We start from the raw sequence: 26,809 nt of genomic DNA, 5'->3' as shown, positions 1-26,809 counted from the left end.
TCCGTTGTCGGCCACCGTCTCCACAACGGTAGCAGTTTCATACCTTAGCGCCTCACAAATCTATCCGTCTCAATGGCTCAATCCAGCCCCGCATCCCACGAAAATCCGCCCCATCTGGCTACCCCGACTTTCAATTTCAATGTTGACAAGGAGGGAAGAAAGTATGGCCTGATCCTGGGCGCTGTGGTCAGTGTATACCTGCTGATCGTAAACCAGATCTTTGTTGAATTGCCGATGAGCGTGCGGTTCGCGAAGCACCTGTTGATTATCCCCATAGTTTGGTACGCCACGAAGCAGTACGCCGAGGCCATTTACAGTGGCAACCAGGTCTTCAAGGCCGAAATCGGCTTGATGTTCCGCATTGGTATGTGGGCTACGGGCCTCATCGCAGTGCTGAATATTATGCTTTCCGCGATCAATCCCGCCCTGGGTTTCGAGCAGTTCCTGAACGACAACAACACCTTCGGTGATGCCATGATGAACAGCTTCTTCGTGGCAATGGAAACCCTGGTGTTTGTAGTGATTATCGGTTTCGTCTTCATGCAGTACTACAAACGGGGTGGTTCACCCGAGGATTAATGCCGCATACCACCAAAAAGATCCGCCCGCCGTCTTCCGGCTCGGTAAGCTTCGAGCGGCTGGCTCATTTTATGATCTGTCTGTCTATAGTGCTCTATGCGCTATACGCAGGCAGTTCTTTTTTTATCCCTATTGCGTTCGGCTTGTTTTTCTCCCTGATGCTGAAGCCGATCTGCCATCGGTTTGAATGCAACCTGCCCAACCGCATCCTGTCGGTGGTGCTCACCCTGCTCACCGCGGGCATGATGGTCTTAGGGGTATTGGTATTCTTCATCAATCAGATCCGGGAAATCCTGACCGAGGCCGACGACATCTTTTCCGGTCTCCAGGAAACCTTCTACGAGTGGGCGGAATACGGTGGCGGGCGCTTCGGCCTCTCCGGGCGCGAAGTAGAGCAATACATCGATCAGGCCCTCACCAGCGTGAGTGATCAACCCTTCGGGATCCTATCCACCGGGCTTTCGACCAGTGGCGTACTGCTGGCCAACTTCTCGCTGGTGATGATCTACACTTTCTTCTTTTTGCTGTACCGGACACCCATCAAGAATTTTCTTCTTGGACAATTGCAGCGGGAGGATCAGGTCGAAGGATTGCAAACCCTCACCGAGGTACAGCAGGTGGCCAAGAATTACCTCGGGGGTATGGGGCTGGTAATGCTCATCCTGGGTATCCTGAACAGCCTCGGACTTTTCGCTATTGGTATCGACTATTACCTGGTTTGGGGATTTTTGGCTGCAATCCTTGCGGTGATTCCCTACATCGGCACCGTGATCGGGGGATTGCTGCCCTTCATTTTCGCCATCGCTACCACCGAAACCCTGTGGCAGCCCCTGGCGGTGGTACTGCTGTACGTAACCGTGCAGTTCATCGAAGGCAATTTTATTACGCCCAAGGTGCTCGGCAACAGCGTCAAGATCAATGCCCTGGCCGCCATCCTTTCCGTACTGATCGGCAGCATCTTCTGGGGGATCGCCGGCGTCATCCTGGCCATTCCGTTATTGGCCATGGTGCGCATCATCTTTACCCACATTGAGCCCCTTCAACCGGTCGCCCTGCTGCTGAGCGACGACCTGTACAAGGAGTCCGACAAGTTCCTCAGCGACTACAATGAATCCCGCTTCCGCCTGTCCAATATCTTTTCCGGCAAAGCCAGCCTGAGCCTATTGCCGCGGCGGCGGTCAACCAGTAAACCACCGAAGCGCGTAAGCCACTCCGATGCCCAGGTAGTTGCCGATCCCGAACCCGAGTAGGCTTACGGCAATACCCGCCGCCAGCAAGTGACGGCTGCGGATGGCGGCCGCTACCTGTACCACGAATACCGGACCGTAAAAGGCCGCTACGGAACTGAGGATCACCGTGTCGCGGTCCAGGCGGAACAACCGCGCCAGCAGCAGGTGGAGGAGGGTAGTCGCCGCGAGGGCAATGGCCGAGAAGTACAACAACTCCATGCCCTGTTCGGCCAGCTTGCGGAAGTCGGCCAGCAATCCAAGGGCCACGCAGAAGATCAGGATGAAGTATTCCCCCAGGGGGTAGGTGTTGCCCAGGCGGGATGGTAATGGCGTGAGGGTAACTCCCAGACTGAAAGTCGTTAGCAGCAGAATGAGTACGGTGGGATCCACCCAGTTGCCCGTGAGGGCCCGGCACAGCAGGCTGCTGATCGCGAGTACCCCGAGGGTAGCGGCAAACTGCCGGCTGCCGGTACGGAATCCGCCGACCGAACCCGCTTCCATGGCACCTGCGTCCGCGCCTGAACCGTTTGAGGGGGTAGGGGGGTAAAAGCGGGCGTAAAGCGCCGGAAGGAAGGTAACCAGCCCCAGCAAGTAAGCACCACCCAGCAGAACGTCGGCCGCCTGGATGAGCACGAGGTATTCGGCCGGTGCGGCCAGGGCAACCCCGATGGCCTGTACGTTGGGGGTTCCGCCGGTGTAGAGGCCGGTCAGCATGGCCGCAACCTGCCAGCTGTCGGCCACCTCATCGTGGAGGTAAATGGCGGTTCCGCAGGTGCAAACGATACCCGCGAGGCAGCAAAGCCCAAAGGACAGCAACATGTTGCCGGCCGAGGAGAACCCCTCGCGAATGCGCACCGCGAAAAGCAGCAGGGGGAGCCCTACGAGCATGCTACCCCCGGCAATGCTTTCGAGTAACTCCGGATTCTGCGGCCAGAGGCGGAGGTTGCTCACCAGTATCCCGATGCCGTAGCACAGGATGATGCTGCTGCTCCAGGCCGGTAACCATTGTCGCCGGGCGGCCAGCATGGCCAGCAGGGGGAAGCCCACCGCCAGCAAGAGGCTCAGTAATTCGGGAACCGCCAAGGCTAATAGCGCAGGTTCAGCACGCCGGCCTTGCCGACGGGGGGGATGGACACGACGAGGAGGTTGCCGTAGTCCAGTTCACTGAAGCGGGCCATGGTTTCCGTCTTGGCCAGCAGGTTGGCAAGTTCGGGGGTGGTATCACTGTGACCGACCACCAGTACCGTTTCCCCCGCGTGGCGCCGACGCAGCTGATGGGCAAAGTAGGTCAGTGCCTGCCCATCGTATATCTGGGTATCGAGGCCCGCCTGCTCGGCTGCGGGAGCCGCGGTGAGGCGGGTACGGTGGGTATCGGTGCTGTAGACCGCGGCCAGCTCCGTCTGCGAGAGCATTTCTGCCAACCGGGCGGCGCGGCTATCCCCCGTTGGGGTGAGCAACGGATCAGTGCCGTAGTCCTTTTCCGCGTGGCGGACCAGAATAAAGGTGGTCACCCCCTGTTCACCGAAATTGGCCTTGGCTTCCCGCCGGGCGGGATCGCAGCCCGTGAGCAGGAGCAGCACGAGAAAGGCAAGGATTGAAATTCGTGGTAGCATCATCCGATCCCCTCTTTCATCTTGGAAGCATTCTCCGCCATCTGCAGTCCCTCGATCACCGGTTCCAGGTTGCCCCCCATCACCTTGTCGAGGCTGTGCAGGGTAAGGTTGATGCGGTGGTCGGTCACCCGGTTCTGAGGGTAGTTATAGGTACGAATCTTCTCGCTGCGGTCGCCGCTGCCGACCAGCGATTTGCGGGCGCTGGCCAGTTCGTTGGCCGCGGCCGTATCCTGGGCGTCCTTGATCCGGCGGTACAGCTGCGCCATGGCGATCTCCTTGTTCTTGTGCTGGCTGCGCCCGTCCTGGCTTTCACTCACGATGCCCGTGGGCAGGTGGGTGATGCGGATGGCGGACTCCGTCTTGTTGACGTGCTGCCCGCCCGCTCCGGATGCCCGGAAGGTATCGATCTTCAGGTCGGCCTTGTTGATGTTGATGTCGGCTTCCTCCACCTTGGCCAGCACCGCCACGGTGGCCGCGGAAGTGTGGACGCGCCCCTGGCTTTCGGTCTTGGGTACCCGCTGGACGCGGTGGACGCCGGACTCGAATTTCAGGCTGCTGTACACATCGTCGCCGTGGACTTCGAATACCACCTTGGAGTATCCGCCGGCGGTTCCTTCGTTCTCGTCGATCACCTCGATCTTCCAGCCCATGGATTCCACGTAGCGCTTGTACATGTCAAAGAGATCGCCCGCAAAGAGGGCCGCCTCGTCGCCACCCGTACCGCTGCGGATCTCCATGATAATGTCGCGCTCGTCTTCGGGATCCTTCGGGATGAGCATCACCTTGACCTTCTCGTCGAGGGCCTCCTTTTGTTCCCGCAGGTCTTCGTACTCCAGCTGCGCCATTTCCCGCATTTCGGGGTCGGGATCGCGCCGCATGGCTTCGGCACTCTGCAGGTTTTCCGTCAGGTCCTTGTAGATCAGGTAGGTATCGGCTACGGGTTTCAGCTTGCCGTACTCCTTGTTCACCTTGGTGAAGCGGTCCTGGTCCATGATAACTTCCGGGTCGGAAAGTTGTACTTCAAGGTCCTTGAACCGGTGGTAAATTGCTTCAAGCTGGTCGATCATAGCACGCGCCGTTAACTGGGGCGGCCAAGATACGGCAGCGGGCTAGAGAAACTGTAATTCCTCCCCGTCCATTCGGACGTGCACCGCCGGGCGGCTGCCCAGGGTTTCCTTCTGCCGGCGGGTAACGGTGTAGTCCGCCCGGTAGAGGACATCGGAATTGATCTGACCGAAGCGGGTGGGCAGCAGGGTTTGCCCGTGACCCATGGCGAAACAGGCGGCCAGGGGGCCTTCCAGGTCCTCGCACAGCCGGTAGCAAAAGCTGTCCATGGCCAGGCGAATGTTGACCTCATCGCGGTAATCCACCAGTCCCATCGGAACCTGCTTGCTGGCCGGCAGACTTACCGTCAGGGCACGGCCGTGGTACAGCAGCAGGGTGTCGATCTTGGGGTGAAGGTTGGGAAACCAGGACAGTAGGGCCTCCCGGTCGGCAAAGATCAACTCCGGGCGATTGCGCTTGGAGATGGGGCAGGTGTCCAGCAGGGCCGTCACGGCCGAGCGGCGAGTGGCATCCACGACTACTTGCCAGAGGTTCGCGGTAGGAAGCAACACCAAGCCGCCGGAAGTGAGGGTAGAAATGGCTTCGGTGCCACGGACGGGCAGCTGGTGTTGAATGGATGGGGTATAGTTAGTCCGTAAATTCATTAATTAGCAGTGAAACCTTCACTTCAATAGAAGAAAAAGGCGTGAATTAGGTATTCGGAAAAACAGACCGACAGGGCCGATTTGGCCGAATGCAATAGGGTAGAGCGTATATTAAAGGTGGAGACGCTTGACCGACATTTGCCATAGCAGCGCCGGAGAATCGTTCCGCTAAGGAAACTGTATTTTGTCCCTAAGATTGTGTACAAGTCCATTTAAACCTCCAGCAATTGAACCACAAGCCGTACTTGATTTGTCTGATCGCGCTGCTGGTGATGGCACTGCCCTCCCGCCTGCGAGCGGACCACATCGTGGGCGGCGAATTTCAGTACGAATGCCTCGGCTTTGTCAACGACGATCCCTCCACCGGGATCATGCGGTATCGCATCACCATCAATATGTACCGCGACTGCATCGGAGAGGGAGCCCTGTTTGACGGCAACGACCCGCGGCAAAGCCCCACGGAGCCGAGCGCGGAAGCCAACATCAGCATCTACCTTGGCGACCGCTACTACAATCCCACGCGGGTCATTACCCTTTCGCGCTTCGATCCGGTACCCATCAACCTGGGCAACCCTTGCCTGGTCATCAACGAGCCGATCTGTCAGGAGATCGGCATTTATACCTTCATCGAGGAACTGCCCGTCTCGGACGAAACCTACACCTTCGTTTACCAGCGCTGCTGCCGCAATGAATCCATCCGCAACCTGATCAACCCCCGGCAGATCGGTGCGACCTACTTCATCCAGCTTACCCCCGAGGCCCAACAGCGGTGCAACAGCAGTCCTGATTTCAATATCGATCCCCCGATTGCCATCTGCATCAATGAGGTCTTCAAGATCGACCTGGGAGCTACGGACGTCGACGGCGACAGCCTGGCCTACGTCTTCTGTGACCCCAAGCTCGGGGGAGGCACCGACCCCGGGGAGGGTGACCGGCAGCAGACCGCGACCTACTTCGACGACATCGTTCCCAAGGAGGAAAGCCCCTATCCCTATACCTCGGTCCCCTGGGTGTTGCCCACCTATTCCATGGACCATCAGCTGGGGGTGGGCAGCACCCTGAACATCGACCCCGTGACCGGCGAATTATCCGGCGTCCCCATCTACCCCGGCACCCACGTCCTGGGCATTTGTGTGGAGGAGTGGTCACGGGGCCCCAATCCCGTCCTCCTCAGCGAAACCAAGCGGGAATTTCAGCTCAGCGTCAGTCGTTGCGGCAATACCGTCAATGCCGACCTGGTGGAAACCGAGATCGACGAGCAGGGGCGGTTCTTTATCCGGCAGTGCGGCCCCGGCCCCAACGTGATCCTCAATGAGAGTACCCGAATCACCTCCATTACCAGCTACGACTGGGAGTTGATCGGTCCCGGCGGAGAGCTGTTGACGAGTTCCGACCGCGACTTTTTCACCGACATCCGGGAAATCGGGGTGTACGAAGGTGTGATGATGCTGAACCGGGAGTCCTTCGCCGACAACTGCAAGGACACGGCGGAATTCCTGCTGGGGGTATTCCCCGACCTGACGGCTGATTTCACCACAACAGAGGTAATCTGCGAACCGGAGCCCATCGTATTCACCAACCGCTCCACCACGGAGGGCGGGCAGGCGATTACTGGCTACTCCTGGAACTTCGGGGACCGCACGTCCCGCAGTCCGCAAAAAAGCCCCATCCACCAGTACATGGTACCGGGCGACTTCCCGGCCGAGTTGACGATCACCGACGAGAACGGCTGTACGGATGTAGCGGTAAGGAACGTCGAGTATTTTCCCGCTCCCCGCACCATCATCCTGGAGCCCCAGGATGCCTTCGGCTGTGCCCCCTTCACCAATGGATTCCTCAACCGATCTCATCCCATTGACGACAATTACCTGTTCGAGTGGCGGTTCGGCGATGGGGGTGCTTCCAGTGATCGCGATCCGACACATACGTATGAGCGGACCGGCATTTTCGACGTCTACCTGAGCATTACTTCCCCCCTGGGTTGCTTCGTCGACACCACCTTCCGCCAACTGGTGGACGTGCGGGAGGCACCGATCGCCGACTTCGCCTTCTCTCCGGAACAGCCGAATAACATCTTTCCGGATGTCGACGTGCTCGACCGCAGCATCGGTTCCAACAGCCAGCGGTACGTCGTTTCTGACCAGTCCGGGGAAGCCATTTTCAGTGTTCCCGGGCCGGACTTCACCTACCGCCTCCGCGATACCACCACCTTATTCGTCACCCAGTACGTGAGCCACCCCAGCGGCTGCCTGGATACGATCACCAAGGACATCCGGCTCTACCTGAAGAATACCTTCAATGCCCCGAACGCCTTTACCCCCAACGGCGACGGCCTGAACGACGACTGGCGGCCCAAAGGCATCTGGGAGGGGGCCACCGATTACCGCCTCCGCATCTGGAACCGCTGGGGGGAAAAGATCTTCGAAACGGACAACTTCGAGGCCGGTTGGGACGGTACCTACCAGGGGAGCAACAGTCCCGCCGGGGGATACCTCTGGGACGTCACCTTCACCAACGCCGAAGGGGATCCTGAAGCGTTCAAGGGTGGGGTAGTGCTAATCCGGTGACCACCCCCACCGCTCCAACTGCAGGCTGTCGGGCAGTTCCACGATCGCTTCCCGCGTGAACCCATTGCGGATCAGTACGCGCCGGCTGCCGGCATTCTCCATTTCCACGTGCGCCAGCAATCCCAGGCCGTCCTCGCGGGCAAGCTCCTGGACCGCGGCAATGGCGGCCGTCATGATGCCCCGTCCGCGGTACGCCCGCGCAGTGTGGTACCCCAACTCCACCTCCTGTTCCTCGGGCAGCCACCCCTTACCGCCAATGTTGCCGACGATGGCGTTCTCGGCTTCGTACACAATGAGGAAGGGGACGCCGTAGCGGTAGGCGAGGGGGTGATCATTGATGAGACCCCGTAACCCCTGGTCCAGGATAAGCCAGTCGGGCAAAGCATCCACGGCAACCTTGAAATTGCCGTACCGCCGGGCCTTCACCAGTTGGCGGAATTCGGGGGCCGGTGGTTGCAGTAGTCGAATCATGGATCAGCGGATGGGGTCGATTTTTGCCTTGGTCATTACCCACTCACCTCCGCTGCGGCGCCAACGGTTGGTGAAGCGTTCCCGGTAGGTCCCTGGCTCCCCGTTGGCCCGCCAGCGGAAGGTGCGGATGCCCTGGACGATGAATTGATCCTGGTAGGCCACTACCCGGCTGCTGTCGATGGAAATCTGCAGTTGGGGGAACACCAGCCGCAATTGCCCCAGGTCGTCGATGAACCTTTGGCGGTCCTTCGGCGCGGCCTGTCCGGCGTACACCATCGCAAAGTCGTCCGACAGCAAGCGGTCGATCACCGCCGCGTCCAGGTTTTCGTAGGCGCCGTTGAAGACGGCCTCCCGCTGCGCCACCCGGCCTGCCCCATCCTGTCGGGGGTCTGTATCTTCGCCGGTACCGCAGGTGCCGAGGAACACCATCCCCAGCATTAACACGCAAAGCAACTTCATGACTACCCTAACGCCATCACCAACCAAAAGTAACAGCGGAAACCCCCGGATTTTCACGACCGCCCTGCTCGGGCTGTTCCTCCTGCTTTTCCTGGGCACCTGCGGACCCGCCAACCCCAATGCAGACTCCGCGGCCACGCCGGATACGGCCGAAGCGGTGATCCAACGCGCCGTAGACGCCCACGGGGTGGCTCATTTCGACTCGGTCGAGGTAAACTTTGCTTTCCGCGATCGGCAGTATGGCATTGTCACCGACCATGGGCGGTACACCTATTCCCGCAGTTTCACCGACAGCCTCGGACGGCCCGTACGTGATGTGCTGACGAATGAAGGGCTGCAGCGGTTTCGCAACGACAGCCTGCTACAGCTGACCGCCAAGGACAGTGCGGCCTACGCGGCTTCCGTAAATTCCGTGCGCTACTTTTTCATGCTGCCCTACGGCCTTTCGGATCCCGCGGTGCAGGCCGAATTGCTCGATACGGTCAGCCTGGAGGGCAAGGTATACGACCGCGTACGCGTAACCTTTGCCGCAGAAGGCGGGGGGACCGACCACGACGATGTCTACCATTACTTCTTCAACCGGGAGACCGGCGAACTGGACTACCTCGCGTATACCTTTGAAGCAGACAAGGGGGGCATCCGTTTCCGCGAGGCCATCAACAAGCGGCGGATCGACGGGGTGCTCGTCCAGGACTACGTGAACTACGGCATCAACGGCGATGACCGGAACATCGACGACATCGCCCGGCGCTTTGCGGCCGGTGAGTTGCCGAAATTGTCGGTCATCGAAAATACCGCGGTGCAGTTCGCAGATCGGTTGGCAGGAGATCAGTAACGAAGGCGCGCTGCCGCCACCAGGGGTGGGGGAGGCTGATGCGCTCGTCTTCGTAGATCACGTCGTCGGCAAAGATGAGGTCGATATCCACGGTGCGCGGCCCCCAGTGCAGGTCGCGCTCCCGGCCCAGCTCCTCCTCAATCTGTTGGGTTTCTTTCAGCAGCCGGTGGAGTTCCGGCCGGATGGAGGTCCCCCGTAGGCGGGCGTTGGTCTCCACCACCAGGAGCTGGTTCAGAAAGGCGGGCTGGTCGGTCATCCCCCAGGGAGCGGTTTCCACCACGGGGCTTGCGTAGTGTATTAGTCCCAGGCGCCGGGACAGGGCTTCCCGGGCATTTTTGAGGTGTTCGTCGCGGTTGCCGAGGTTGGATCCGATGGATAGGGTTAGTTTTGCCACCCCTAAATGTAGTTATGTCTTTACATCCGTTCGTTGTCGTTGAGGGTAATATCGGTGCCGGGAAGACCACGCTGTCGCGCCGCCTGGCGGAGCAGTTCAACCACCGGCTGATCCTGGAAGAGTTCAGCGACAACCCCTTTCTGCCGCTGTTTTACCGGGAACCCGACCGCTATGCCTTTCCGGTGGAACTCTTTTTCATGGCCGAGCGCCACAAGCAATTGCACGGGGAGCTGTCGAGCAGCGAGCTCTTCACCGAGGGTACCGTAGCCGATTACCTCTTTATCAAGACCCTGCTCTTCGCCCGCAACAGCCTCAGCGAGCAGGAGTTCCGGCTCTTCAACCGGATTTACCGCGTGATGGATTCCGGCTTTCCTTCTCCGGACCTGATCGTCTACCTCCACCGGCCCGTAGCGGCCCTGCAGGCCAATATCCGGAAGCGGGGCCGTGATTTTGAAACGGAGATCCACGACGACTACCTCTTATCGGTACAGTCGACCTACCTGAACTACTTCCGTACCCTCCAGGATACGCCGGTGCTAATCCTGGACCTGGACGACCAGGATTTCACCCAGGATGAAGAGCTCTACCAGCGGATGGTGGCTGCCATCGTAGAAAAGTATCCCCCCGGCATTCACCGGATCGACCTTCATTCCTTGCGCTCGTCGCCGATCATTTCCTGAGGCCAACGGCGGATCTTGCTCTTGAGGCGGTAGGTGGACAGCCGGTTGTGGTAATAATGCAACAGCGAGAAGTTGTCGCTCACGATGCGACCTACCCGGTCGTAGTGCAGGGGCTTGTCGATGTGGTAATTGCCGATGCTTTCAATGCCGTGGCGGATGATGTTGCGGCCCGGCTCCCGCAGTTCCTGGCTTAGCTTGGCCCGGTCCTCCCGTTCCATGACCAGCAGCTGGTCGCGCAGTTGCTCAACCACCTGAATCAATGCCGCCTCGTTGAAGTAGAAGTCTTCCGCCGGAAGCCGCAGCAGGGCGTAAAGGTCGTCCTTGGGGAAGCTGCGCTCCAGCATCGCAAAGGCGGCATAGCTGACGAGGTGGCTGGCCAGAACGATGCCGTCGGCGTGGTAGCGCTCAACGATGCGGTTAGCCAGTAGCCGGGTGTATTCACTTTCCCGCTGTAGATCTTCGTTGATGCGGCCGTGCTGGTCGCGGAAGTACTCCCGGGTGGAGACGTGACGGCCGCTGAGGGCGTAGCTTTTTCCGGTTGCTTCCACCCGGTTGCCCAGTACGTCGAGGGGCTGGCCCAGACTGATGGTGATTTCGTTCCCCTTGCTGAAAACGCCCCAGACGAACTTCAGGATACTGCGCAGGGAGTGGAAGCTGTCCTTGGCCTTGATGTAGCGGTCCTGCCCCTCCCGCCGCAGGTGCTGTTCGATCAGGAACTGGGCTTCCAGCACAAATGGGTAGCTGAGGATGACCGGCACGATAAATACCTTGTCGTCCCTTCCCGCCTGGTAACGGGCGCGCTGGGCCTCCACGGCGGTCCCGAGCAAACCGAGTTTCAGCTTGGTTTCCAGCGCTCCGGAGCGGGAGCGGGTGCCACCGGGGAAGAACAGGGAGGGCACCCCCCGCTGGATGAGCAGCTTGCTCATCATCTTCAGGGTGGTCATGTACACCTGGTTCCGCTTGCGGCGGTCGACGCGGTAGGCGCCCAGGCGGTTCATGAAGTAGGCCGTGTAGCCGGTGTTGTAGAGGTTGAGCCCCGCCCCGAAGGACATGGCTTCCAGCCCGGCTACCTGGTCGAGGGCGTAGCCGATCAGGATGCTGTCGAGGTTGCTAAAGTGGGTGGGCACCAGCACCACGGTGCCCTTCTGGCTCAGTTCCCGTACCTGGTTGACGTATCCCCGTACCAGGAGCTTCTCTTCCAGCAGGATTTTCTTGGAAAAGAGGCTGGTGAAGGTGCGACCGCTGGCGGCGTTGAGCAGGCGGCCGAAAAAGAAGGTGAGGAACCGCCGGGCGAAGCGGAACGTGGGGATCTTGAAGGTGCCGACGATCTCTTCGGAGTAGCGGTGGACGATGCGGCGGAGGATCGACTGGGCGGCTTCCTCAGCGGTGGCGGGCTCGTCCTCGTCCAGGGAGTGGGTGGCCAGCAATTTTGCCAGCCGCTTCCAGTAGCCGCGTTCCTGGGGCGGATCCACCTTCCAGGGTTCGGTTTTGGTCCTTTCCTGCTCGCTGAAAATGGTCTTGCTCAGCAGGTCGGCCAGGTTGTCGCCGTGTTCCTGGATGATGCGTTCCTCGCTGGCCGCCTCCAGTAGCTTAATGAAGGCTTCCCGGTCCTCACTCAGCTTGTAGATCTCCCAGTCCTCAACCGAGGGAACCGTATGGGTGTACCGCTGTCCTTCCCACTCGAAGTGGGCGGGTATCGGGCGGGGGGTTTCCGGTGTCGCACTCATGGTTTCCTGTGTTGGCCAGTCCGTCTAGCGGGTGGCGGTATCAGCGTAGAACGGCCAATTTACCGTATTTAAGGCGCTTTCGACGTACGTCAGCACCTCATCGCGGCCGATTTCCTTTACGGCGCTGGTGAGGAAAGCCGGTGGCAGTTCCTCCCAGTATTCCTTGAGTCGTTCCTGGAAGGCCGCAACGTGTGCTCCGTCCTTGGCCTTGCGGCGGTCGGTTTTGGTGAAGGCGAGCACGAAGGGGATACCGTGTTCCCCCAGCCAGTTGACGAACTCCAGGTCAATCTCCTGGGGCGGAACATTGCTGTCGATGAGCACGAAGGCACTCACCAGGGTCTGCCGCTTGAGGAAGTAGTTCTCCATCCGCTTTTCCCACTTGGAACGGGTCTTCTTGCTCTGCTTGGCGTAGCCGTAGCCCGGGAGGTCCGTCAGGAACCAGCTGTCGTTGATCAGGTAGTAGTTCAGCAGCTGCGTCTTGCCGGGCTTGCCACTGGTGTGGGCCAGTTCCTTGCGCTGGGCCAACATGTTGATCAGGCTGCTCTTGCCGACGTTACTGCGCCCTATGAAGGCGAATTCCGGGCGACCGTCCTTGGGGGCCTGATCCACGCGGGCGTGGGAAGAATGGAAACTTGAGGTCTTGATCTGGGCCACTGCGGCAAGGGGTTTGCGGAGTCATAAAATAAAGGGCGTCCGCTCACCGAAGTAAGCGGACGCCCCTATGCATCGTCGATCACGATCAGTCGTTGGAATCGCTGTCGGAATCGGACTTGGATTTGGATTTCTTGGCAACCTTTTTCGGGCTGATGATGACGTTCATCCGGCGGCCTTCCATTTTCGGCATGGCCTCGGCGGCACCCAGGTCCTCGAGTTCCTTCATGAAGCGGAGCAGGAGAAGCTCGCCGCGATCCTTGAAGACGATGGAGCGGCCGCGGAAGTGTACGTAGGCCTTTACCTTGGCGCCGTCCTCCAGGAAGCCCCGTGCGTGGCGGACCTTGAATTCAAAGTCGTGGTCGTCCGTATTCGGGCCGAAGCGGACTTCCTTAATGACCGTCTTCACGGCCTTGTTGCGGATTTCTTTTTCTTTGCGCTTCTTCTCGTAGAGGAACTTCTTGTAGTCGGTCAGACGGACTACGGGAGGGGAAGCATTGGGGCTGATTTCCACCAGGTCGAGGCCCAGGTCACGTCCCCAGCCTTTTACCTGTCGGGTGTCGAAAACGGTGCCGCTTTCCAGCTTGGTTCCGATTTCACCGGAAATCTCCTCGAGGTTGTCGCCAACCAGGCGTACCTCGGGTACCCGGATCATGTCGTTGATCCGGAATTGGGGGGTAGTTTCTTCTCTACGCGTATAACGGTTGCGGCCGCCGCCTCTTCTCTTAGCCAATAGATGTTGGGTTATGTTATAAAATGTAAAAGTACGGAGGATGCTAAAGTTCATCCTAATCCCTACTGTCCCTCCAGAACATTAAATTATTTGGTACCGGAGGAAAATAAAACCGGCCGACGCGCCTGTGGGAGCCGCGCCGGCCGGTCGTAAGCTATTGCTCCTCGGAGGTGACTACTTCCTGTTGGGCGATGGTCAGGCCATCACCGCTTTCGTTCAGCTTGGCCACCAGGGCAGTGCCCCCTTCCGGGTTGTTGTTCAGAATATACTCCGCCAGCGGATCCTCGATGTACTTCTGGATCGCGCGGTGCAGCGGACGGGCCCCGAACTGGGGATCGAAGCCTTTCTCGGCGACGAACTTCTTGGCGTCCTCGGCAAGTTCCAGCTTGAACTCCATACCGCTCAGTCGCTTGTAGAGGTCCGACAGGGCAATGTCGATGATGCGGAAGATCTCGTCCTGGCCGAGGCTGTTGAAGATCACCACGTCGTCGATCCGGTTCAGGAACTCCGGCGAGAAGGTGCGCTTCAGGGCGTTGTTGATTACCGCCTTGCTGTTCGACTCGGCGTTCTCCGTCCGGGCCTTGGTAGCGAAACCTACGCCCTGGCCGAAGTCCTTCAACTGCCGTACCCCGATGTTGGAGGTCATGATGATCATGGTGTTCTTGAAGTCCACCTTGCGTCCCATACCGTCGGTGAGCTGTCCGTCATCGAGCACCTGCAGCAGGATGTTGTAGACGTCGGGGTGGGCCTTCTCGATCTCGTCGAGCAGAATCACGCTGTACGGCTTGCGGCGGACCTTCTCGGTCAGCTGACCGCCCTCTTCGTAACCGACGTAGCCGGGAGGCGCACCGATGAGACGGCTGACGCTGAACTTCTCCATGTACTCCGACATGTCGATGCGGATCAGGCTTTCCTCGCTGTCGAAGATGTACTTCGCCAGGGCCTTGGCCAGCTCGGTCTTGCCGACGCCGGTGGGGCCGAGGAAGATGAAGGTACCGATGGGCTTGCTGGGGTCCTTCAGGCCCACGCGGTTGCGCTGGATGGCCTTGGTTACCTTGGTGATGGCGTCATCCTGCCCGATGATGACGGACTGGAGGTCACCCTCCATGCCCACCAGCTTCTTGCTTTCGTTCTGGGCAACGCGGCGCACGGGGATGCCGGTCATCATGCTGACCACTTCGGCGATGTCTTCCTCGTTGACGGGGTAGCGCTTGGTCTTGGATTCCTCCTCCCACTGCTTCTTGGCGTCTTCGAGGTTGCGCTGCAGCTTGCTTTCCTGGTCGCGCAGGTCGGCGGCACGCTCGTACTGCTGGTTCTTGACCGCGGAATTTTTCTGCTCCTTTACCTCCTCGATCTTCTTCTCCACCTCCTCGATGTGCTTGGGCACGGTGATGTTCTTGAGGTGGGTGCGGGCGCCTACTTCGTCGAGTACGTCAATGGCCTTGTCCGGCAGGAAGCGGTCGGTGATGTAGCGGTCGCTCAGCTTGACACAGGCCTCGATGGCATCGTCGGAGTAGTTGACGTTGTGGAACTCCTCGTACTTCGGCTTGATGTTGTTGAGGATGTGCACGGCCTCTTCGGCGCTGGGAGGATTGACCAGTACTTTCTGGAAGCGGCGGTCCAGGGCACCGTCCTTTTCGATGTGCTGCCGGTACTCGTCCAGGGTGGAGGCACCAATGCACTGCAGTTCACCGCGGGCCAGGGCGGGCTTGAAGATGTTGCTGGCGTCCAGCGAGCCGGTGGCTCCACCGGCACCGACGATGGTGTGAATCTCGTCGATGAAGAGAATCACGTCGCGGCTCTTCTCCAGCTCCGTCATGATGGCCTTCATCCGTTCCTCGAACTGACCGCGGTACTTGGTACCGGCCACCAGGGCGGCCAGGTCCAGCATCACGATGCGCTTGTCGAAGAGGGTACGGCTCACCTTGCGGTCGCGGATGCGCAGGGCCAGACCTTCCACGATGGCGGTCTTGCCCACGCCGGGTTCGCCGATCAGGATGGGGTTGTTCTTCTTGCGGCGGCTCAGGATCTGGGACACCCGCTCGATCTCGGTTTCCCGGCCGATGATGGGGTCCAGGCGATCTTCTTCCGCCAGGGCGGTGATGTCGCGGCCGAAGTTGTCGAGCACGGGGGTGCGGGACTTGGAGTTACCCTGACCGCGTCCGCCGCGGCCCTGACCACCGCGTCCGGCGTCGTCGTCTTCGAAACTTTCGTCGCCGCTGCCGGGCGCCTGGCTCAGCGGCAGGGAGAGGTCTTCGGTAAAGTCCTTTTCGTCTTTCACGTAGTCGAGTTCAGCTTTGTAAATTTCGTATTCCACCTCGAACTGCCGCAGAATCTTGGTCGCGGGCAATTCCTTGTTGCGCAGAATAGACAGGATGAGGTGCTCGGGGCTCACCTGGGTGGTTTTCAGGGCCTTAGCTTCCAGGAAGGTAACCTTCAGGACGCGGTCGGCCTTGTCGTTCAGTGGCAGTTTCGACAGCGAGTGGCTGCTGGCCTGCCCACCGTTGCGCTGGATGTTCTCGCGCAGGGTGTCGGTGAGGGCTTCAATGTCTACGGCCAGGTTGCGCAGCACGCGGGTGGCCAGGGTGTTGCCCATGCTCAGGACACCCAGGAGCAGGTGTTCGGGGCCCACGTAGGTGTGGCCCATCTTCTCGGCCTCCTGCTTGCCGCGGGCCATGGCCTGCTTTATTTCGGGGTTAAATTCCCGCTGTGGAGGATTCATTCAATAAACTTTGGAGGGGTAATCAATAAATTAGGCGGCGGGGCGCCGGTGCCATAAAATAACGTAAAGCGTAAGGGCCCTGCCTTAAAGGTAAGGGCTAACTGAAAGAACTGTGCCATCACTCGGGTACTGACAAAAAATCCTGACAATTCGCCCGGGCTTGCCAACATAATTCGGCGGCCCCCTTGCGTTACAGTATCGAAACAAAGCTATTTGCCAATAGTTGGTTATCGGCCCCGCCGCAGGCAGGGGGACGGCGGTTTTGGGAGGCAGCCGACTTAAGAAAAGCCTAAGGAATAGGCCGGTGGGTCCGGCGTCCACTCTCTTCTGCTTACCTTTACCCACGCCCCGCCGGTGGCCCACAACCGGATCCTGTGCATTACTGCTACCATGAAGTTTTTCCCACCGAAGTTCCTGCTGAGTCTGATCTTTTGTGCCGGTTTTCTCCTGCAGAACCTGGGCGCTACCGGCGATAGCCTTTACTTCCTGTTGCCCACGGATACCGTAGTGCTGCGCTCCGATCCGGCCTCCGGCCACCTCCTCTTTGACCACTACCTGGCCCCGAAGCAGACCCTCTACGGCGCGGCCCGTTTCTACGGTTTCAGCCTCGACGACCTCTACCGCCTGAACCCCGCGTTAAGAAAAGGTTATACCCCCGGCACTAAGGTCACCGTAGCCATTCCCCGCACCGTCATCCGGCCAAGTTTCTCCCGCGACAGCGTGGCCTGGTTCGTGCCCGTGCGCTACCGCCTCTCCCCCGGGGAAACCCTTTTTGGGCTTACCCGGCGTACGCTGGGTCATCCCGACGACAGCCGAATCAAGGCCCTCAACCCCGGACTAACGGCTGAGAACCTTAAACCCGGTCAGGTAGTCAAGATCGGCTACTTGCGCATCGACGGCATCAACCCCGACGCCCAGGTCAGGGTAGAAGATCCCTACGTACTGCGCAACCGCCCCCTGCACGCCCGTTGGGATTCGCTGACGGCCAAAAAGACCCCGCTGTTCACCAACGGGAAGGCCGCCTGGACCACCCGGGGCGACCGCTCGAAATGGATGGTACTGCACCGCACCGCCCCCCTGGGCAGCCTGGTGGAGATCGAGGAGCCCCGCAGCCGCAAGACCATTTACGCCCAGGTCGTGGGGCGCATCCCCGAACAGGTCTACGACAGCCGCGTCATCCTCGTGGTGAGCCCGCTACTGGTACAGGCCTTCGGCGTGCGCGACAAGGAGTTTTACGTAAGGACGCGCCACTTTTAGTTTTGCTTATCCACTAAGGGAAAGCCAGGGCTGCGTAGTACCTTTGCGGGCCGAATGCGACTGAAGCAACTGGAGATAAAGGGATTCAAGAGTTTCGCCAGCCAGACGGTGGTGAACTTCGACGCCGACGTAATCGGCATCGTAGGCCCCAATGGTTCGGGCAAGAGCAACATCGTGGACGCCATCCGCTGGGTACTCGGCGAACAGAAAGGCTCCGAACTGCGCCTCGACAAGATGGCCTCCGTGATCTTCAACGGAACCCGCAAGAAGAAGCCCGGCAACCTGGCCTCCGTCAGCCTCACCTTCGAGAACGACAAGTCCCTGCTGGCCACCGACTACACCACGGTGACCGTCACCCGGATGCTCTACCGCAGCGGCGATTCCGAGTATCGCCTGAACGGGGTGCAGTGCCGACTCAAGGACATCCGCAACCTCTTCCTCGACACCGGTATCGGTTCCAACTCCTACGCCATCATCGCCCTGGGCATGGTGGACGACATCCTGGCCGACAAGGACAACAGCCGGCGGCGGATGTTCGAGCAGGCGGCCGGCATCAGCAAGTACAAGGACCGGAAGAAGGAGTCGCTGCGCAAACTCAAGAACACCGAGGATGACCTCGACCGTATTGAGGACGTCCTCCACGAGATCACCAATAACCTCAGCAGCCTCGAAAAGCAGGCCAAGCGCGCACGCAAGTACCGCGACCTGAAGCAACAGTACCGTGATTTCAGTCTGCTGCTGACCGGCATTCGGGTAGAGAAACTGCGGCTCGATCACGCCCGGCTCAAAGAGGAGACCGCCCAGGCGGAAGAAAGCTACAAGCATACCGAATCCCGCATCACCGAGCTGGAAACCCAGCTCGATCAGGAACGGCAGCGCCACGTCGACAAAGAGCGGCTGGTCGGAGAGCGGCAACGCAAACTGAACGCCCTGGTCGGGGAACTCCGCGGCCTTGAGAACGACCAGCGCTTGCTGCAGCAGCGCAAGACCTTCATCGACCAGCAGACCCGCAAGCTGGCCGAAGAGATCCGCGCCGCCAGCGGACAACTGGAAACCTACGCCACCGAGATCGGTCAAATGACCGAACAGCTGGGTGCCGAGCGCGAAAAGCTTACCCAGCGGGAGGCGGCCCGACAGGAAGCCGAGCAGGCCCTGCAACGGGTAAAAGAGGGCCACGCCGGCCTGAAGTCGCAACTCGATAGTGGACTACGCGAACAGCAGCAGGAGGAACGCAAGGTGTTTGAACTGGAGAAACGCCGGGCGATCAATTCCAACCAGGTCGACAACTACCGCTACCAGGTGGATCGCAACCTCGAGGAAATGGAGAACCGCACCAAGGAGCGGGCCACCCTCGAGTCGGAAATCCAGCAGCTGAACGCGGATGAATCGGCCGCCGCCGCCGCCCTGGCGGATCTCGAAACCCGGGAAGCCCAACGCCAGCAGGCCATCGAAACGGCGGTAGGAGAGTCCGAGCGGCTGCAGTCCGAACTCGGGCGCATCAACCGGGGACTAGACGCCCGCCGCAACGAATACAAGCTGACCAAGAGCATGATCGACAGCCTGGAAGGGTTTCCCGAGTCGATCCGCTACCTGAGCAAGAACCGCAGCTGGACCCCGGACCCCCAGCTGCTTTCCGACCTGCTGCTGGTAGAGCCCGATTACCGGGCGGCCATCGAGAACTTCCTCGAGCCCTACCTGAACCACTACGTCGTTTCCTCCCCCCAGGAGGCCCAGGCCGCCATCCAGTTGCTGGCCGACAAGCAGAAGGGCAAGGCACACTTTTTTATCCTGGAGGCCATCCCCGACGAAGCTACCGCCCCAACCGCTTCCCCCGCCGGAACCCGCCCCGCCGCGGAGGTGGTAACCGTGGACGCACCCTTCCGCAAGCTCACCGACCGTCTACTGCATGGCGTTTACGTGACCCCGGAGGAACAACTGCCGCCCCAGCCCGCGGATGGGGTGACCATCCTGTCGAGCGGCGGGCAGTACATCCGCCGTGCCTACTCGGTATCCGGTGGTTCCGTCGGACTGTTCGAGGGCAAGAAGATCGGCCGCAAGAAAAACCTCGAACTCCTCCACCGCGAAATCCGCGAGGCCGAGGAACGCTCCGCCGCCCTGAGCCGTGAACTGGAGCAGCAGCGCTCCACCCTGGCCGAATTGCGGGGACAGCGACTCGATCGCCAGATTCCGGAGAAGCAGCGTGAGCTGAACAAACTGCAGCAGCGGGCCGCCGGACTACAGGCCCGGGCCGAGGGCTTTCAGTCCTACTTCACCGACACCCAGGCGAAGAACGCCCAGTTGCAGGAGGAGGCCGACAAGCTGGTGCAGCTGAACCGCGAGATGGACGCCGAACTCATTGGCCTGAGGGACCGAATCAATCACCTGCGCCACAACGTAGCCGGTACCGACGAGGACTACCGCCGGCTGAGCGAGGAGCTCTCCTCGGCCAGTGCGGCCTACAACCAAGAGAACATCCTCTTCATCCAGCAGCAAAACCGGGTGGAAACCCTGGAACGGGAACTGGCCTTCCGGGGCAAACGCCGGGAAGAACTGCAGCGGCAGGAGGTGACCAACCGGGAACAGCTGAAGTCGCTGGAGCGCGAGGCCGGGCAGATCAGCCAGCAGGAAGGCACCCTGGAGCGCAACATCGGTCAGATGCGGCAGGAAAAGGAGGAATACCAGGCCACCCTGAGCTCGGCGGAAAAGGCCTACTACGACGCCCGCTCCCTGATCAACGCCCGCGAGGACGAACTTCGCCGGGAAAACCGCTTGCGGCAGGATGCCCAGGTGAAGGTGAACCAGCTGCGGGAGAAATTCACGGACGTACGCTTCAAGCTCAACGGCGTGGAGGAACGCCTCAAGATCGAGTTCAACCTCGACCTGGAGCAACTCGCAGCGGTGGAAGTGGAAGAATGGACCGGTACGGTTACCGACCTGGAAATCAAGGTGGACCGCCTCCGCAGCCGCATCGGAAATTACGGGGAGATCAATCCCATGGCCGTGGAAGCCTACGACGAGATGAAGGAGCGGCACGAAACCATCACCCAGCAGCGCGACGACATCATCGCGGCCAAGGGGACGCTGCTCAAGACCATCAAGGAAATCGAGGACACGGCTACGGTACAGTTCCTGGACGCCTTCGAGCGGGTCAGGGTATTCTTCATCGACGTGTTCCGCAGCCTGTTCACCGAAGACGACAATTGCGACCTCATCCTGCTGGATCCGGAGAATCCCCTGGAATCCGGCATTGAGATCGTGGCCAAACCCAAGGGCAAGCGACCCCAGACCATCAGCCAGCTTTCGGGGGGTGAAAAGACCCTCACGGCTACGGCCCTGCTGTTCGCCCTCTACCTGCTGAAGCCGGCCCCCTTCTGTATTTTCGATGAGGTGGACGCCCCCCTCGACGATGCCAACATTGCGAAGTTCAACCGCATCGTCAAGAAGTTCAGCCGCGACAGCCAGTTCATCATCGTCACCCACAACAAGTTGACCATGGAGGCCGTGGATTCCATCTACGGAGTGTACACCACCGAGCAGGGGGGCTCCGGCGTGGTTCCCGTGCAGTTCACCGAGCTGGAAGGAAGTACGACCTTTTCCGCCCGCTAGCCCGGACTTAACCCAGAATATTGGCGACGTTAAAGCCCAGCAGGATCAGCACGCCCACCAGGGCGAGCATGGTCGGCAGGGGGTAGCCCCCGACCTGGAGGGGCACCCGGAACCGCGGGGTGGGTGCATCGGGGTGCTGCCGGCGAAAATTGAGCAGGGCAGCGTTGACGGCCAGGAAGACCAGCATAATAAATATATTGCTGATGCTGGCCACCACCTTCAGGTTTCCGATGAGGCCAAAGGCCAGCGCGAGCAGGGTGATCAGGAGAATGGCCGGCAAGGGGGTGCCGGTTTTCCGGTTAACGCGGGTCAGCCGCTGCAACCAGGACATACCACCATCGCGGGCCACGTCGTAAAGCAGGCGGCTGGTGCCCAGGATGTTGGACAGGATCGTCTTGCTGGTCGCAAACAGGGCTACCACGACAATGGCCGTGGCCCAGCCGGCACCCGCGCTCCGCCGCAACACCGCCGCCAGTGGACCGGATTCCTGCGCCAGTTCCTCCGGTGGAAGAACGGACACCGCGCTCACCGCCACGAGCAGGTACACCAGCAGCACGACTACCCCCGAAATCAGGATGCCGCGCGGCATGGTCTTCCTGGGCTCCCGGGTTTCTTCGGCCATCTTTACCAGGTCCTCGTAGCCGATGAAGCTGAAGAAGATAAGCGCCCCGCCGGAGGCTATGGCGGTCCAGCCGACGCCCTCGGATTCCAGCAGGGGAACCGAGCCCCACTCCGGTATGGCGAAGTAAACGATGGCAGCCAGGCCGGCCAGGGTGACCACCGTGGCCAGTGTATTGAACCAGCTGGCCTGCTGTACGCCGACGGCGTTGATCAGCCCCATGACCACGATAACCCCGAGGGTAATAATCCACCGGGGAACCTCCCAGAGCCGCCCGAGGTACTCACTGAAACTGATGGCAATGGCCCCCGCTGCTACCACCCCGGTGAACAGCATCATGATGCTGAACCACAGGGCCGTGGTCTGCCCGAACCCCTGCTTGACGTATTCGAAGCTGCCACCCGCGTCGGGGAATCGGCTCACGAATTCGGCGTAGGTGGTGGCGGTCAGCAGCGCTACGGTGGCCGCCACCAGAAAGCTGGCCCACAGCAGGTTGCCGCTGATGCCGGCCGCTTCGCCGACGATGGCGTAGATACCGGCCCCGACGATGCCGCCGATGCCAAACATTAGTATGTCAAGAAGTCCTAGGTTGCGTTTCAGTTGCGCTTCTGCCAAGCCGAATGGTTTTGCTGGATGAACGGATCTACCCCGGCGTTTGCCCGCCGGTGGGGACCCGCTCCCGCAGTGCCTGCCGCAGGTCGTCGATGTCCCCGAGGTATTTTTCCACAAAAGGCAACAGGGCGGCAATCTGTTCAAGGCGTTCTGGATCAGTAGTCTCCCGGATCTGCTTCAGGAGGTAGTCACGGGCCCGGTCGCGGTAGGTAGCGGAGTGGCCAATGCGCCGCAGGGCGGTCAACACCACGAAGCGGTAGCGTGATCCAATGCTGATGCCCAGCACGGCATCCAGCATGGCCGTCCGGTCGGCCAGCGGCAGGGCACGGCGGCCGAGTACATTGAGTGCCTCCACGTACACTTTGTCGTAGCGGGAGGCCACCAGGGTGCGCAGGCGGGATTCAATGCGTTCGGGCAGTGGGTCCGCCGGTACCTCCCCGGACAGCAGCACCTTGAGTTGCAGGAGGGCGTTGCGCTGCAACCGGGGCTCCGGACGGTTCAGATATTCGCTGATGATGTCCAGCGCCTCCTTACGGGGCGTGAGCCGCACCAGCTCCGCCCACCCCGGTTCCAATTGCTGGGGCCAGTTCACCGGGGGGACGTCGGTAAAGGCGGGGGCATCCACCTTTTGGTTCATGTCAGCCAGGCTGACCGGCGCCTCGGACCCTTCCAGCCGCAGCAGCTCCCGCAACAGCCCATCGAGTACGGGGTAGTCCTGCTCCCTATCGAATCTGGTATGGATAATGCGGGATACTGAGCTTACCGACAGGTGATTGGACCGCAACACCTCAGTGATGGGCTCAACCTGCCGGGGATGGTCGTCCAACAGTTCTACCAGGTGCTCCTGCGCAAAGGGGCCGGAGAATGCCTTCAGTAGCCCGAGGTATGGGGGAAGATTCTCCTCACCGATTTTTCCCGTCCGGTACACTTCCACCAACCGCACCAGCGTAGCCGCTTCCGCATAGTTACTCAGCGCCTGCAGGATCTCCGCGGTATACGGATGCCGCCCTTCCGACTCGAGTAGTCCCAGCAGGACGTCCCGGGCCCGGCCGTGCCCCAGCGCGCCCAGCACCTTGAATAATAAACGGGTGGTGGAGTCCGTGGCCGTTGCCAGCAGGGCCTGCAGGTAGTCGATCAACGCTTCGGTATCCGTCGGGCAGTCGACTTCCGGTACAGAAAGGGTGATCCTCTCCAGCGCAGCGTTCACTTCCGCTTCGTCGAAAGCGTAGAGGGCCAGGGAACCCGTGGCGGCCGGAGTGGACAGTTGGGCTGCGTCGGGGAAGTTGTCGCGGAATGCTTCCACCAATCCCTGGAAGGGGGGCGGGGGAGAAGCCGTAGCCAGGGCTGCGGTGAGGCGGTAGGGCAGGGTGGCGGCAAGGTCCTGCAGGTAGGCGCGGACCCCTTCCCAGTTGGCACCGTAGGTGAGCTTGAGCACGCTTTCGGGCATGCCGGCCAGGGGCAAAGCCGTAATCCGGGCGGGACGGGTGTCGGAAAGTTCTATCGTGTAGGTGGCCGGACCGTAACGGGTCGGAACGGTCCATCGGTATTCAAGGATTGGCATAGGAGGATAACGCGTCAGGGACTCAGCGGATGTCCACGACCTGATCCGGTCGGAAAGGAGGCTGCGGTGGCCGTTGGGTATCCTCCGATCGCCCCACGATGGCGAAGAGGAGCGGCAAGGGGTAGGGCTGATCTGGATAGGCGGTCATGCCGTCGGTCACGACCAGCACGGTGTCGGGGCGGGGCTGCAGCTCCAGGGCGGCGCGCAAGCCCGCGCGCATATCGGTACCGCTTCCACCGGGCAGGTGGGACAGGCGGAAGGCCTCTTGCTCGGAAATGATCCGTACCGGCTCGTAGGCCTGCATGTCACAGGGGATGAGGGTCACCGGTGCATCCAGTTGGCGGACGACGGCGGCAACTTCCGCCAGGGCGTGTTGGAGGTCCACGGGTTGCATGGAGGCGGAGGTATCCACGACGATGGCCACGTTGGCGGTGCGGGCACCGGTCAGGGTAGGGGGGAGGAGGGGGTGGAATACGGATTGCCGGCGGCTGGGGCGGCCGAACTGGTAATCCGTACGCATGCCCCGGCCGCGCTGCAGGGCGATGCTGAGGCGGTGGCCCAGGCGCTGCCGCCAGTTTATCCGGCTGCCGAGTACCTCAGCGGCCCATTCCCGCCAGCTACCCGGAATGTCGCGGTCGGCCGCTTCCCGGGTGAGGCGGGCCACTTCCCGCCACAGGATGGCCTCGTCAAGCTCCGTCAGCTCCTGCCCCTCACCGGTTTCCCATGGCCGCGGCTGACCGTGGACGCCACTTCCTTCATCCGGGGGGAAGGTGGTCGGTGCGTCCGTCGTGAGTCGCTGATGGTAGGTTTCCGCCAGTTCTCCGTCGGCCCAGCCGTACGCTGCCGCCCGTTGTCCGGGGTAGGCCGCGGGCATATGCAGGCCCCGCCAGCGGGCGTCGTTGATCTCCAGGTCGCATGCCACGTTCCAGCGGCGGGTGGAAGCTTCGCTGTGTACCCCGGCCGCGGTGGCCCTTTCGCCGTGCTGCCGGAGCCGGTGACTGATCTCGTGAACCCACAGAAAGGCGAGTTCGCCGAGGGCCCGTTCCCGGTCTGTTTGGCCGTAGATCGCGTCGACGATCGCCGGGTTCCAGTACACATTGTAGTGGCGGTCCACGGCGGCAATGCCCACCTCAGTGGACAGGATGATGCGGCAGCGGAAGAGGGCGGGAGCGAACCAAGGCAGGTGTTCGGCGGCGTAAGCGCGCGCAAACCGGATCCGCTCCACCGTTCTGCTGCGCTCAGCCGAGGACATCGACGAATTCGTTGAAGGCATCGTCGCTGAAGATCGTACCCACCAGGGCCATTACCTCCTGCCATTCGGGCTGGGACGAGGCGCTGCCGGAACTCAGGTGGGGCAGCCAGCCGGCCCGGGCGAGTTCCTTGAGGTGGACGAATATGACGTCGCGGCGCCCATCCCGGAAAACGGCCGCGGCCAGCTCCAGGTACCGCCGGGAATAGGGTAGCAGCTGTTCGTCCCCAAGGTGGGGCAGCAGTCGTGCGTTCAGCCCGTAGAACAGGACGTACAGCTCCGCGTCGTCGAGTTCACCTACCTGGACATCGGCTTCACCTCGTAGAGCGGCCAGGGGGTCGGGCAGCCGAAGGTTACGCAGGTGTTCCACCAACTGGATGGCGGTAGCCTCGCCGAGGCATCCGGTGACGAGGTTCAGGACCACCGTATGCCCCCGGCCTTCCCGGTCGTCGATGCGGTAGCCCAGCAGGTCGCAGGAGGCGAGCAGGGCCGCGGTGAAGTCCCAGCTGCGGGGCGTGGCGAAGCCAAAGGCGTCCTCCTCGGGGTTGCCGTGGAGGGCGTCCGGCCGTAAGCGGAGAAAGCCTCCGATGCGGATGTTCCAGTCGGAGAGCCGTTCGCGGTGTTGTTCGGGATCGATGCGGGGCAGCCGGGCGGTATCCCAGCCCGCGGTGAGGGACCGGATGTAAAGGCTCTCGGGGATGTCCCACTGGAGGTGAACGAAGCGGTTGCGCAGGGGCGGAGACAATTCCCAGCCGCCCACCATCAGGTCGGGAGGATTGGCCGCTGCCACGATCCGTACGCCCGCCGGCAGGGCCGTGAAGCCCACCTTGCGCTCGAAGACTACCCGCAGCAGGGCCGCCTGCACCGAGGGCGGGGCCGTACTGAGTTCGTCAAGGAACAGGATGCCGTCGGTGGTGTCCCGGAAATCCTCCACCCATTCCGGAGTGGCGTACCGTACCCGGCCATTTTCCAGAAAGGGCAGTCCGCTGAAGTCGGTGGGGTCGTGGATGGAAGCAATCAGGGTAGTCACGCGCAGGTCCGAAGTGGCCAGTCCCTCGATGAAACTGGATTTACCCACTCCGGGGCGGCCCCACAGCAACACGGGTATCCCGGTCTCGCCCTGGGGGCTGGGGGTGGCCAGGGCCACGAGCAGGGCTTCGGCCCCGTGGGGAAGGTGAGCGGCGTGCGGGTCGGCCATAGAATTGCGGTGCGGTTGGCTTGCGTGGAGGATAAAGGGCTGGGGGCGGGAATTGTTTGGGGGAGGGCTTTATCAATGGTGCTGCGGAGGGGGAATCCCCTGGCCTCCAACTTGCCAAGTGAGCTTTGTCACGGGAAGGGTCTCTCCGGCTGATGGCCAACTGGGGGGCGCGGCCGCGGGTGCCGGGAAATCTGGAAAGCCCACCCCCGCCAGGAATCGTTTGGAGGGGAAAAACCGGTTCCCTGAACGGGCTATTTACTCCAATTCTGTTACCATTGCGTGAAATTGGCCGTTACGGTCAGCACTTTCCGGCCCGCGAACGTTGGCTAAACGTCTTA

General features: G+C 61.0%; 22 protein-coding genes. 7 read left to right on the top strand and 15 right to left on the bottom strand.

Features of this window, described 5'->3' with window-relative positions; translation table 11 throughout:
* The first annotated feature begins 72 nt into the window (after positions 1-72).
* Together CGL56_RS00935 and CGL56_RS00930 are read left to right on the top strand one after the other, a co-directional pair.
* A complete protein-coding gene (locus CGL56_RS00935; RefSeq protein WP_099104624.1) occupies positions 73-579 on the top strand; it encodes a hypothetical protein in 507 nt (168 codons plus the stop codon).
* Positions 579-1,829 (top strand): AI-2E family transporter, encoded by a 1,251-nt coding sequence (locus tag CGL56_RS00930; RefSeq protein WP_099104623.1) that lies wholly within the window; start codon positions 579-581, stop codon positions 1,827-1,829. Before CGL56_RS00935 ends, CGL56_RS00930 begins: the two co-directional genes overlap by 1 nt.
* Here the strand turns inward: CGL56_RS00930 and CGL56_RS00925 are convergent.
* The 4 genes from CGL56_RS00925 to CGL56_RS00910 are packed head-to-tail and all read right to left on the bottom strand — an operon-like array spanning position 1,758 to position 5,130.
* Positions 1,758-2,891: a DUF819 family protein gene (locus tag CGL56_RS00925; protein WP_099104622.1), complete on the bottom strand. Its 1,134-nt coding sequence runs from the start codon at positions 2,889-2,891 to the stop codon at positions 1,758-1,760. The genes CGL56_RS00930 and CGL56_RS00925 overlap by 72 nt on opposite strands.
* 2 nt (positions 2,892-2,893) lie before the next feature.
* Complete coding sequence (locus CGL56_RS00920; RefSeq protein WP_167641529.1) at positions 2,894-3,388, bottom strand: SixA phosphatase family protein; 495 nt, start codon at positions 3,386-3,388, stop codon at positions 2,894-2,896.
* Positions 3,389-3,420: 32 nt separating this feature from the next.
* A complete protein-coding gene (prfA, locus tag CGL56_RS00915; RefSeq protein ID WP_099104620.1) occupies positions 3,421-4,488 on the bottom strand; it encodes a peptide chain release factor 1 in 1,068 nt (355 codons plus the stop codon).
* A 42-nt stretch (positions 4,489-4,530) separates the two neighbouring features.
* Positions 4,531-5,130 carry a Sua5/YciO/YrdC/YwlC family protein gene (locus tag CGL56_RS00910; protein WP_099104619.1) on the bottom strand — a complete coding sequence of 200 codons (600 nt, stop codon included), beginning with the start codon at positions 5,128-5,130 and terminating at the stop codon, positions 4,531-4,533.
* Positions 5,131-5,357: 227 nt separating this feature from the next.
* On the opposite strand from CGL56_RS00910, the gene CGL56_RS00905 reads away from it, so the two are divergent.
* Positions 5,358-7,697 carry a PKD domain-containing protein gene (locus CGL56_RS00905; protein ID WP_099104618.1) on the top strand — a complete coding sequence of 780 codons (2,340 nt, stop codon included), beginning with the start codon at positions 5,358-5,360 and terminating at the stop codon, positions 7,695-7,697.
* Here CGL56_RS00905 and CGL56_RS00900 read toward each other — a convergent pair.
* Complete coding sequence (locus CGL56_RS00900) at positions 7,686-8,168, bottom strand: GNAT family N-acetyltransferase (protein WP_099104617.1); 483 nt, start codon at positions 8,166-8,168, stop codon at positions 7,686-7,688. The two genes, CGL56_RS00905 and CGL56_RS00900, sit on opposite strands and share 12 nt — an antisense overlap.
* A 3-nt stretch (positions 8,169-8,171) precedes the next feature.
* Complete coding sequence (locus CGL56_RS00895; protein WP_099104616.1) at positions 8,172-8,627, bottom strand: nuclear transport factor 2 family protein; 456 nt, start codon at positions 8,625-8,627, stop codon at positions 8,172-8,174.
* Here CGL56_RS00895 and CGL56_RS00890 point away from each other — a divergent pair.
* A complete protein-coding gene (locus CGL56_RS00890; protein ID WP_099104615.1) occupies positions 8,626-9,462 on the top strand; it encodes a DUF6503 family protein in 837 nt (278 codons plus the stop codon). The two genes, CGL56_RS00895 and CGL56_RS00890, sit on opposite strands and share 2 nt — an antisense overlap.
* Here the strand turns inward: CGL56_RS00890 and folK are convergent.
* Positions 9,410-9,856 (bottom strand): 2-amino-4-hydroxy-6-hydroxymethyldihydropteridine diphosphokinase, encoded by a 447-nt coding sequence (gene folK / locus CGL56_RS00885; RefSeq protein WP_099104614.1) that lies wholly within the window; start codon positions 9,854-9,856, stop codon positions 9,410-9,412. The two genes, CGL56_RS00890 and folK, sit on opposite strands and share 53 nt — an antisense overlap.
* Positions 9,857-9,870: 14 nt before the next feature.
* Between folK and CGL56_RS00880 the strand changes: the two genes are divergently transcribed.
* Positions 9,871-10,536 (top strand): deoxynucleoside kinase, encoded by a 666-nt coding sequence (locus CGL56_RS00880; protein WP_099104613.1) that lies wholly within the window; start codon positions 9,871-9,873, stop codon positions 10,534-10,536.
* Here the strand turns inward: CGL56_RS00880 and CGL56_RS00875 are convergent.
* From CGL56_RS00875 to CGL56_RS00860, 4 genes are all read right to left on the bottom strand, one after another.
* On the bottom strand, positions 10,503-12,263 hold the full coding sequence (locus CGL56_RS00875) for a 1-acyl-sn-glycerol-3-phosphate acyltransferase (protein WP_099104612.1): 1,761 nt from the start codon (positions 12,261-12,263) through the stop codon (positions 10,503-10,505). The genes CGL56_RS00880 and CGL56_RS00875 overlap by 34 nt on opposite strands.
* 24 nt (positions 12,264-12,287) lie before the next feature.
* Positions 12,288-12,917 (bottom strand): ribosome biogenesis GTP-binding protein YihA/YsxC, encoded by a 630-nt coding sequence (gene yihA, locus CGL56_RS00870; protein ID WP_187305559.1) that lies wholly within the window; start codon positions 12,915-12,917, stop codon positions 12,288-12,290.
* Positions 12,918-13,002: 85 nt separating this feature from the next.
* Positions 13,003-13,647 carry a translation initiation factor IF-3 gene (gene infC, locus CGL56_RS00865; RefSeq protein ID WP_209280266.1) on the bottom strand — a complete coding sequence of 215 codons (645 nt, stop codon included), beginning with the start codon at positions 13,645-13,647 and terminating at the stop codon, positions 13,003-13,005.
* A gap of 154 nt (positions 13,648-13,801) precedes the next feature.
* A complete protein-coding gene (locus CGL56_RS00860; RefSeq protein ID WP_099104610.1) occupies positions 13,802-16,369 on the bottom strand; it encodes an ATP-dependent Clp protease ATP-binding subunit in 2,568 nt (855 codons plus the stop codon).
* 390 nt (positions 16,370-16,759) lie between these two features.
* Here CGL56_RS00860 and CGL56_RS00855 point away from each other — a divergent pair, with 390 nt between their 5' ends.
* Together CGL56_RS00855 and smc are read left to right on the top strand one after the other, a co-directional pair.
* Positions 16,760-17,626: a LysM peptidoglycan-binding domain-containing protein gene (locus CGL56_RS00855; protein WP_143470565.1), complete on the top strand. Its 867-nt coding sequence runs from the start codon at positions 16,760-16,762 to the stop codon at positions 17,624-17,626.
* Positions 17,627-17,680: 54 nt separating this feature from the next.
* The gene (gene smc / locus CGL56_RS00850; protein WP_099104608.1) at positions 17,681-21,232 is read left to right on the top strand and encodes a chromosome segregation protein SMC; all 3,552 of its coding nucleotides are present in this window, start codon (positions 17,681-17,683) and stop codon (positions 21,230-21,232) included.
* A gap of 7 nt (positions 21,233-21,239) precedes the next feature.
* Here smc and CGL56_RS00845 read toward each other — a convergent pair whose 3' ends face one another.
* Genes CGL56_RS00845 through CGL56_RS00830 form a run of 4 tightly spaced genes read right to left on the bottom strand, consistent with a single transcriptional unit; the run spans position 21,240 to position 26,471 of the window.
* Positions 21,240-22,466: an APC family permease gene (locus CGL56_RS00845; RefSeq protein WP_143470564.1), complete on the bottom strand. Its 1,227-nt coding sequence runs from the start codon at positions 22,464-22,466 to the stop codon at positions 21,240-21,242.
* A 28-nt stretch (positions 22,467-22,494) separates the two neighbouring features.
* The gene (locus CGL56_RS00840) at positions 22,495-24,024 is read right to left on the bottom strand and encodes a hypothetical protein (RefSeq protein ID WP_099104606.1); all 1,530 of its coding nucleotides are present in this window, start codon (positions 24,022-24,024) and stop codon (positions 22,495-22,497) included.
* A gap of 22 nt (positions 24,025-24,046) precedes the next feature.
* Positions 24,047-25,297: a vWA domain-containing protein gene (locus tag CGL56_RS00835; protein WP_099104605.1), complete on the bottom strand. Its 1,251-nt coding sequence runs from the start codon at positions 25,295-25,297 to the stop codon at positions 24,047-24,049.
* On the bottom strand, positions 25,263-26,471 hold the full coding sequence (locus CGL56_RS00830; RefSeq protein ID WP_099104604.1) for an AAA family ATPase: 1,209 nt from the start codon (positions 26,469-26,471) through the stop codon (positions 25,263-25,265). The genes CGL56_RS00835 and CGL56_RS00830 overlap by 35 nt, the downstream gene beginning before the upstream one ends.
* Positions 26,472-26,809: the final 338 nt, after the last annotated feature.

Source organism: Neolewinella marina (assembly GCF_002631205.1).
Lineage (GTDB): Bacteria > Bacteroidota > Bacteroidia > Chitinophagales > Saprospiraceae > Neolewinella > Neolewinella marina.
This window is presented reverse-complemented; position numbering and strand designations above follow the sequence as displayed.